The sequence below is a fragment of the Alicyclobacillus contaminans DSM 17975 genome (assembly GCF_000429525.1).
Taxonomy (GTDB): domain Bacteria; phylum Bacillota; class Bacilli; order Alicyclobacillales; family Alicyclobacillaceae; genus Alicyclobacillus_A; species Alicyclobacillus_A contaminans.
On sequence record NZ_AUCA01000073.1, the window covers coordinates 1 to 7,934 of the forward strand.

General features: G+C 55.6%; 14 protein-coding genes. 3 read left to right on the top strand and 11 right to left on the bottom strand.

Annotated features, from left to right (window positions below):
* A partial coding sequence (locus G463_RS0116470) for a transposase (protein ID WP_156900274.1) occupies window positions 1-239 on the top strand: 239 nt, incomplete at its 5' end.
* Between the two features lie 130 nt (window positions 240-369).
* On the opposite strand, the gene G463_RS0116475 is transcribed toward G463_RS0116470, so the two are convergent.
* The 6 genes from G463_RS0116475 to G463_RS0116500 all read right to left on the bottom strand — a co-directional run bounded on the left by G463_RS0116475 (window position 370) and on the right by G463_RS0116500 (window position 4,510).
* Window positions 370-1,809 carry a SpoVR family protein gene (locus G463_RS0116475; RefSeq protein ID WP_026976027.1) on the bottom strand — a complete coding sequence of 480 codons (1,440 nt, stop codon included), beginning with the start codon at window positions 1,807-1,809 and terminating at the stop codon, window positions 370-372.
* A gap of 378 nt (window positions 1,810-2,187) precedes the next feature.
* Complete coding sequence (locus G463_RS0116485) at window positions 2,188-2,823, bottom strand: hypothetical protein (protein WP_026976028.1); 636 nt, start codon at window positions 2,821-2,823, stop codon at window positions 2,188-2,190.
* A 13-nt stretch (window positions 2,824-2,836) separates the two neighbouring features.
* Window positions 2,837-3,598: an FtsK/SpoIIIE domain-containing protein gene (locus tag G463_RS0116490; RefSeq protein WP_245575939.1), complete on the bottom strand. Its 762-nt coding sequence runs from the start codon at window positions 3,596-3,598 to the stop codon at window positions 2,837-2,839.
* Window positions 3,480-3,965 carry a hypothetical protein gene (locus G463_RS23720; protein WP_245575940.1) on the bottom strand — a complete coding sequence of 162 codons (486 nt, stop codon included), beginning with the start codon at window positions 3,963-3,965 and terminating at the stop codon, window positions 3,480-3,482. The genes G463_RS0116490 and G463_RS23720 overlap by 119 nt, the downstream gene beginning before the upstream one ends.
* A complete protein-coding gene (locus G463_RS23025; protein ID WP_156900275.1) occupies window positions 3,962-4,138 on the bottom strand; it encodes a hypothetical protein in 177 nt (58 codons plus the stop codon). The genes G463_RS23720 and G463_RS23025 overlap by 4 nt, the downstream gene beginning before the upstream one ends.
* A 192-nt stretch (window positions 4,139-4,330) precedes the next feature.
* Window positions 4,331-4,510 carry a hypothetical protein gene (locus G463_RS0116500; protein ID WP_026976030.1) on the bottom strand — a complete coding sequence of 60 codons (180 nt, stop codon included), beginning with the start codon at window positions 4,508-4,510 and terminating at the stop codon, window positions 4,331-4,333.
* A gap of 125 nt (window positions 4,511-4,635) precedes the next feature.
* On the opposite strand from G463_RS0116500, the gene G463_RS0116505 reads away from it, so the two are divergent.
* The gene (locus G463_RS0116505; protein ID WP_035487859.1) at window positions 4,636-4,842 is read left to right on the top strand and encodes a helix-turn-helix transcriptional regulator; all 207 of its coding nucleotides are present in this window, start codon (window positions 4,636-4,638) and stop codon (window positions 4,840-4,842) included.
* Between the two features lie 145 nt (window positions 4,843-4,987).
* Here the strand turns inward: G463_RS0116505 and G463_RS0116510 are convergent, their stop codons facing one another.
* The gene (locus G463_RS0116510) at window positions 4,988-5,230 is read right to left on the bottom strand and encodes a DUF6504 family protein (RefSeq protein ID WP_026976032.1); all 243 of its coding nucleotides are present in this window, start codon (window positions 5,228-5,230) and stop codon (window positions 4,988-4,990) included.
* An 86-nt stretch (window positions 5,231-5,316) separates the two neighbouring features.
* On the opposite strand from G463_RS0116510, the gene G463_RS0116515 reads away from it, so the two are divergent.
* On the top strand, window positions 5,317-5,985 hold the full coding sequence (locus G463_RS0116515) for an SOS response-associated peptidase (RefSeq protein ID WP_026976033.1): 669 nt from the start codon (window positions 5,317-5,319) through the stop codon (window positions 5,983-5,985).
* Between the two features lie 43 nt (window positions 5,986-6,028).
* Here G463_RS0116515 and G463_RS0116520 read toward each other — a convergent pair whose 3' ends face one another.
* The 4 genes from G463_RS0116520 to G463_RS23265 all read right to left on the bottom strand — a co-directional run.
* Window positions 6,029-6,415: a hypothetical protein gene (locus tag G463_RS0116520; RefSeq protein WP_026976034.1), complete on the bottom strand. Its 387-nt coding sequence runs from the start codon at window positions 6,413-6,415 to the stop codon at window positions 6,029-6,031.
* A gap of 2 nt (window positions 6,416-6,417) precedes the next feature.
* A complete protein-coding gene (locus G463_RS24135) occupies window positions 6,418-6,963 on the bottom strand; it encodes a type II toxin-antitoxin system PemK/MazF family toxin (RefSeq protein WP_084171844.1) in 546 nt (181 codons plus the stop codon).
* On the bottom strand, window positions 6,941-7,219 hold the full coding sequence (locus G463_RS0116525; RefSeq protein WP_026976035.1) for a hypothetical protein: 279 nt from the start codon (window positions 7,217-7,219) through the stop codon (window positions 6,941-6,943). The genes G463_RS24135 and G463_RS0116525 overlap by 23 nt, the downstream gene beginning before the upstream one ends.
* Window positions 7,220-7,517: 298 nt before the next feature.
* Window positions 7,518-7,934 (bottom strand): hypothetical protein (locus tag G463_RS23265; protein WP_169725497.1); only part of this gene is annotated, 417 nt, incomplete at its 5' end.

The window sequence follows — 7,934 nt, forward strand, 5'->3', positions numbered from 1 at the left end:
CGTATACACCGAAGCAACGGATGGCACGCAAGCTGATGACCAAGCGTGGACGAGCGATATACGCCAAGCGCAAGGTGATTATCGAGCCTGTGTACGGCCACATCAAGGCATGCATGGGATTCATTCGCTTGTCCCTGCGTGGGCTTGCCAAAGTACAAGGAGAGTGGTCATTGGTGGCCATGTGTCACAACCTATTGAAGATATTCCGGAATGGATGGTTGAGGTTGGCGACCATGTGAGTCTTTGCATCGGGGGCGAGACAGCACGGAGTAAGTACAACCGCACGCGGGATGCCTAGAATTCACCACTTAGATTCAAAGATACCAACGGTGTAGAGCATGTCCTTTGGTCGATTACTCGGACACGCTCCTAGAGAAACCTCCGCTGCGTTTTCTTTCCGTCGTACGTGAACACCACATCGCGCCCCTCCACGACCGTTTGGAGATGGCAGTTGCGCCCCCACAACTGGTACATGTAGGGCAACGTCTTCTCCAGGTGCTTCACATCCAACTCCATCCCTTCGTACGAGTGACGCACGTACAGTTCCCCGTTCCGGTTGTAATCCCCGTCCACCACGTGCAGCACGGGAATGCCTCCGTTCACCCGGGAGGCGCACAGCTGGTCGCGCACATGCTCCCAATTGGTATCCACCACGCGCCAGTCGTTGCCGACTTTTTGGTAGAGGAAGAGATCCAGTTTTTGCACCAGGTCCTTGGTCAGGTAGTTGCGCAGAAACGAAATGTCGTTCTCAAGCTCGCGCACCTCAAACATCTTTGCGCGCCCCTGCCCCGGTTCTCGCCCAAACCGTTCGCGCTCTTCGGCCGTCGGTTCGTTCCAGCGTCTTTCAATGTCTTCCCAAATCGCGATGCCCAGGTGGTACGGATTGATGGACGTCCGCGACGGCAACACCACGCCCGAATGCATCTTGGCGAACTCGATGGCGTCCGCTTCATCCAGTTCCAACTCGCGCATGATGCGCAGGTGCCAGTAGGTCGCCCAGCCTTCGTTCATAATCTTCGTTTCCAACTGGGGCCAAAAATACAACATCTCATCCCGCAACACTGTCAGCACATCGCGTTCCCATTCTTCCAACACCGAACTGTGTTCAATCAGAAACAGCATCAAATCTTTGGTTGGCAGCGTGCCAAAGCGGCTGGTGAAGGAAGTGCCCGTCTCCGGCTTTGGAGAAGAACCGCCCGGTTTACCATCGAGGTCCCAGAGATCATCGTACGGGCTCCGGGTGGCACGTGAAACGTTGGGCTTCAGGTTGGCTGCCTCCCGCTTGTTCCGTTTCCGAGCCAGTTCGGCGGACAGGGACCCGTCCACGTGCTCCTGAAGGGCCATGCCCGCATCCAACAGGGACTCCACGCGCGCCTTTCCATATTCCAGTTCGTAATGGTGTATCCGCTCGGCGTTCCCGGCCATGCGCTCCACCATGTCGCGGGATGTTCGCGAGAACGACAAGTTGTTCTTGAAGAAATCGCAGTGCGCTAACACGTGGGCGCACACGGTCTTGTTCTGCAGGAGCGAATTGCTGTCCAACAGGAACGCGTAGCACGGATCCGAATTGATGACCAGTTCATATATCCGACTGAGCCCAAGATCGTACTCCAGTTTCATCTTGTGGTACATCTTCCCAAAACTCCAGTGCGTGTAGCGCGTGGGCATTCCGTACGCCCCAAACGTGTACAGGACGTCCGCCGGACACACCTCAAACCGCATGGGGTAAAAATCGAGCCCGAAGGCTCGAGCAATGTCCATCATTTGCTCGATGCTCGCTTCGAGCTCGGCCATCTCCTGCTGATTCATGCCGGCTTCACCTCGCTCGGTCGCTGGGAGAAAAAGTGCCGCAAGGCGTTGTAGACCGAGGACTTTTCGCGAATGATGAAACTGCGGAAGTCCGGATGGTGAAACTTCGAGTACGCACTCATCAGGGTCGAGGATCGATTGTACTGATACACACCGACATGATATCCACGTTTCTTACTCTTTGTTTTGTCGGCGCTGAGATAGCAAGCATCTCACAACCGCTTTCGCAACCTCTTTTCGTCTGCGTTCGCGCTCCTCGTCACTCAGTGGACCTGGACCAAAAACCCGTACCGTTGAGTTCCCGAATCTGTATATGGCATCCGGTTTACGTTCCATGCTCTCGCCTCCTTGTATCTTCATGGTACAACACAAAGGCCCTCACAAACGTGGAGGCATCAATGCATGATGCAGGTCTTCGATCCTTCGCACGTGCACCGTACCTCTTGGCAGCGACAACGTCTCATCGCACTGACCGGTGGTGTCGATGAGTATCACTGTAGGTCGCCTGCTCCACGTCTGCTGCCGATACCAGTTTAGCCGTCGCTCCCACTTTTTACGCCACTGCCGCGCGGCGATCGGTGTGCGCTGGTACTCGATGAGGAGCGGGCGCCCCTGCCACTCGCAGTAGATGTCGAACTGCCCATCGGGCTCCGTTCGCCACTCCGTCGGACGACCACCGTAAAAAGTAAGCTCAAGCCAGATATCTCCGATACCGAGCCAGTGGTCTGCGCGCTTGGATACACCGCTGACAGGCCGAGTTGTAATGCCATACCGACGCCGGGCGGCGGCCGTCAGCCGTCTCCGAGCCGGAACAGCCGCCGGACTGCGCAATGTCTCGAACGTATCAGGAAACCGCGCAAGGAACTCCCGGGCACGCTTCGTGGGATCTCGGTATCCAGACAGGTCAGCGTGCCGGGCAAGCTGCTCGGCGGTAAACAGGCGGGCGGCCGCCGCCAGACTTAGAGCGAAGTCAAATAAGCGCTGCTGCACAGAGGATGAAAAGAAAGTTGGCACTTGTCTGCACCGCCTAATCCCGCACCACGTTTCGATGTCCGGTAACGGCACCTGCGCCGTACGGCGCCGCCGTGTTGTCCCGGTATGTCCGCAACCAAGCCAACAGCGAGTCCTCCGGGATGTACACCGCCTGAAACTCAGTCTCGTACACACCACACTGGTAGATGCCGCGGCCGGGGTTGACCATGAGTTGTTCGGCGCCCTCGTGACCAAGGACGATGTTGCTGTCGTTCCGCTCTCTCACTCGAAAGCATATGGTATGGTCCAGTTGGCTCCGGATGGTTGGCGGCAGAGTGTGGTTGGCGTCGGGCCGCTGCGTACCATAGATTACGCGGATGCCAGGTTCCCGGCCGACACGCACCAGCGTAGAGAGTACCTGCATGCACGACTCGCGGAGTTGCTTTTCTGACCCGATTGCCCCGGCTGGCGCCATCTCGCCTCCCTCGTCGATAAGCACCACCAGCAGCGGATACGTTTTCGGCGCCATGAAGGCCGCACGCGCCTGTCGGATCTCCTCCAGCCGAGCGCGCATGGTATCTTCGCAGTAGCGCAGGCACTCGAGGGCGGACGCAGTATCCGCATAGATACCGCGCACCTGCGGCACGTTTATCCACGGCGCGTAGGTGGCGCCGCCCTTGAGGTCGATAATGTGGATCTCACACGTCGGTTGCTGCCGGCAAAAGTAGTACAGCACGGTCAGCATCATCGATGATTTCCCCATCCCAGTCAAACCCGCGATCTTGGTATGCGGCGCCGCGGCGAGGTCGAGGAACACCGGCCGCCCGAACGGTCCCCGGCCAATCGGTATCTTCTGCGACCCGCGCACCGGCCGGATCGGGTACATCAGAGACTGCATCAGCGCGCGTAGCATGTTGCACCACCTTCCGTGGGATCTGACGGAAGAATCCGTGAACCAAGTCAACGGCCAGCGGAATCACACTGGCTGTCACCGCGATACGAAGCCATGGGATGTGGCGCACGGTCGCTGCGGCGCCGTCACGCAGGAGAGCGCCGGAAATACCGACCGGTGCCACCTCGGGGTCCATCATCATCGGGGCTACGTCGCTCAAAGCCAGCAGTGTCAGACCGGTCACAGCCAACCGGATAAAAGCGCTTCTGCGCTCAGTATCCTCCGGTCTCATACCATGCCCCCTAACAGATACGCCACCAAACCATTCGCGTGACTCCATACATCCATCACGAACGCCTGGAGATGTTCGAGCGCTGCGGCGCCGTCGAATCCACCATCACGCAGTGCTTGATATGCCGCCTGCATATGTTGCTGTGCTGCGTGTAACGATTCTGTGCGCGTCATACGCCTCACCTCCGACGTCGCGGTGTCTTCCAGTGGCTGTAGCACGTCGCGCAGACTCGGTCGGTCGGGTATCGCTCACCATATTGGTTGATCCCCCACATCTGCACGGTGCCTTCACGCCGCTTGCACCACGGGCAAACATCATTCGGTGCGCCGAACACGCCGAAGTGATCCAGCAACTCCATCCAAGTCTCATGCATTGGCCGCACCGCCTTTCGACCGCGCGCGCACCGGTTGCGCGAGCGCGGTATCGACGATGCCACGGAGTTCGTGGAGATGCAGGCGGATGTCGTCTGCCACGTCCTTCGGCAGGGCTTCCACTCTCTCGTCGATCCGGTCCAAGAGAAACCGCGCAAACTGCTGCTCCATCATGCTGACCATCCTCCTTGTTGGTAATGGTTCATGCGTATGCTGTCGTTGTTTGTCTATATACGTCGATGACGATAACCGATTGCAAAGTTGAAGGACTTATATACGCGAATGTTGAATGAAGGCGTATGAAGAACAAAACGAGGCTGAAACAACTCATCGAGGAAAACGGCATCAAGCAAGAGTGGCTGGCACAACGTGCGGGTGTGAACTCAAATACATTGAGTCGGATTGTGACGGGGAGGCACTTGCCGACACTGAGGATTGCACAGCGGATCGCCCGTGCATTGAACACCACAGTTGATGAGCTGTGGCCGCTGGAGGAGGATGAGTGAACCGAATGGATAAGTTCATGAACGGCGGATATATCTGTTCCGAGCACAAAGTAGGATACCGAGTCGTGTGCCCCACGTGCCTATCCATCTTCAACGAACGTGAACGAGCGCGAAAGCGGGCATTGCGAAAGATGAAAAGGAAACGTCAATCCCACACTCGATAGATAGACCACTTTCCGCCGCTGTGCTCCAGGTCAAACACCGAGCCATCCGCGGTCTCCACGGTGAACATTCGGCGCGATGGCTCACTGTCCCACCAGGCGCCCGACTCCGACCAGGCGTTGAGGATGGCGGAAACCGTGTAGGTTCGGTCGCCGTCGATGATGGTGACAGGTTCGCCGTTTCGGTTTGTGCGCACGCGGATGGGACGCTGCACCAGCCGTGACATATTTCTCACCTCGACACACGAACATGCGTTCCCTTATCATTGGGTATGATATCACCATGCTCAATGTTCGTGTGAGGGGACGCATCATGTGCGGACGTTTTTCCATGGCCTATGAGGGAGATTGGTCTGCCATCATTGAGTACTTTCGGCTCACCGACAACGGATTCCGCTATCCGCCGCGGTACAACATAGCACCTACGCAAAACGTCATGGCAATCATATCCGACGGGAATGAACGTCGGGCAGGGATGCTCCGGTGGGGTCTCATCCCACGTTGGTCCGAGACGGAAAAGACCAGCTTCAGCACGTTCAACGCGCGCGCAGAGCGGTTGGCGACCGCCCCTTCGTTTCGGCATCTGATCGCCCGGCGTAGATGCGTAGTGGTAGCGGACGGCATCTATGAATGGCACCGAAACACGCGCAAGCCCTACAGGATCCGCGTGAGCAAACATGAGGTGTTCGGTATGGCTGGGCTTTGGGATACATGGCGGGCCCCGGACGGAAAGAAGACCATCCATTCCTGCACCATCATCACGACGGAGGCCAACATGTTCATGAGGCATCTGCACGACCGCATGCCCGTCATCCTGCCGAGGGATGCCATGGATATCTGGTTGGACCGGGGAATCACGGATAAAGAGGTCGCCATGTCGGTGTTACAGCCATACGACGGCGAGCTGTATGCGTACCGCGTCACCGAAGCTGTGGGGAACGTGATGTATGATGAGCCGGAGTGTATTGAGGAGGTCAAATGAAAGGCCCCAGAATATAAGGGGCCACTTCTGTAACGAAATTTCATTAAGAGGTGATTTTACTGATGAGATTCATTAACTGTTGACTGCCTTCGAACATCATATTGATTGCCTTCGTAAGCGATTCATCCGGCTCTTCTTCGTTGGTAAGCCACGTCAGCATCGATTTAAATCCGCTCAGGATAATAGCCAAGCTTCCGTGATATTCCCTTAGTTCATCGTGCTCCCTGACGTCAACCTGAAGGGCTTTTTCAAAGACCGGAAAGATATGTTCAAGTTCTGTCATTACATCTCCGAGCAATATCGATCTCCTTGGGTCTTCGCTGCGAAGCGCATCATGTAAGTATGACACAGTTTTCCCTAGCGAAGCAGCTATCTCCGGTAAATACTCGAGAAGGGAGTTGATTATTTCTTGCCTGGAATTATCGTTCATGCTCAGATCCTCCCTCCACAGTTTGAGCAGAAGCGCGACTCGATGCTCGATATTTTTCCGCAGGAGGCACATTTCTTTCTATATAAAGACCCACATTGAGGGCACGAAAGCGCATTAGGCCTCAACGGGATATCACAATGTATACAAGCGTGCAATCCAAAAGCGTCAATAATAGCCAACTCAACACGCTTTAACGTATCTCGCGTTTTGAAGTTCCCAATGCGTCCCACTAACCTCTTCTTACTGATAGCTCGAGCTTGATTGCACAGAACCACGCCGTCAATTTCCTCGAAGTAATGGCCTGACGTAGCTAACTGTGCAACGACCTCTTTGTCTACTTCGACATCAGATATAGGATATGGAACGTTGAATGGCCCTGCTTTTACCTTTTCCCCTTTACGTGTCATGGGTACGGCAAGCACAACGCTATTAAATTTATTCATGAGATTATTAGACACAATTAAAACCGGTCTTGAGCCACCTTGCTCTGAGCCCTGAACCGGTTCTAAGTTTGCCCAATATATATCATTTCTCTTCGGTTCGGTCATTTTTGGTTGCCAGCTCCATCATCATCTGATCGACTTCTGCAGAAACATGCGACAATCGTTCAGCGAACAATTCATCGGTTTCCGCTGACTCCTGATAGGCACGCGTCAGCATCTCCACGTATTCTGCGTCTCGTCGGAGCTCACTGATTAGATCCATTCTATAAGCGTTCAGTTTTGCAACTGCAACGTAAAGAATGACTGAAGTCGCAGTCAATCGAACCATCAGCCGTGGATCGTCCTTCAGCACCATGGCCATACGTTGCACCCTCCTCAGATTCGTATTATCCACCTCTTTTCCGAATTGGTCAATCCGTCACTAGAACTGCCGGTCTTCGGATGTATACATTCAACATCCGTCGTTTATGTTCAGGCTTTCCACATTTTTATGCTTCAATCCGTTCGCATGACTGTACCCATGATGATCCGTCTACATGAAAAAAGCGTCCCCTGCGAAGCTGCAGGGGCCCAATTAGGAGTGGGGTAAGGGCTAGGCTCAATGTACAGTCCCATGCTTAGCCTGTACTGAGCAGCACCTGAAGGTCTGCTGAATCTGGTTACGCCGTGGCCTGAGGTTGTGCCGGCGCCTGCTGGGCCTGTTGCGCCTGCGTGAAGGCGTTCGCAGTGGTAATCAGCGGGTCACCTGCAGCCTGAGAAGTCACGTTCTCGACATACTGCAGCGCAGCGTCAATCTCTGCGGGCGTCACACCGGGGACCTTGGAGCCGATCCACAGCTCCAATGCCTTTCGCTGGTCAGCCGAGAGCGCGCTGAGCGCCACACCAAAGGCCCGAAGACCGATGGCTGCGTAGTGATACAACTCCGTCTGCCGGGCTTTGGCGGTCAGTTCCTCAACCTGCTGCTTCAGGCGTTCCTCGGTCGTCTGCGCTCCGGGAATTACCTCCGCAAGCCCCTCGGCCACTTGCTCTGCATCCTTGATGATACGACCGCCCTCAGTGACCACTTCTTTTGCGGC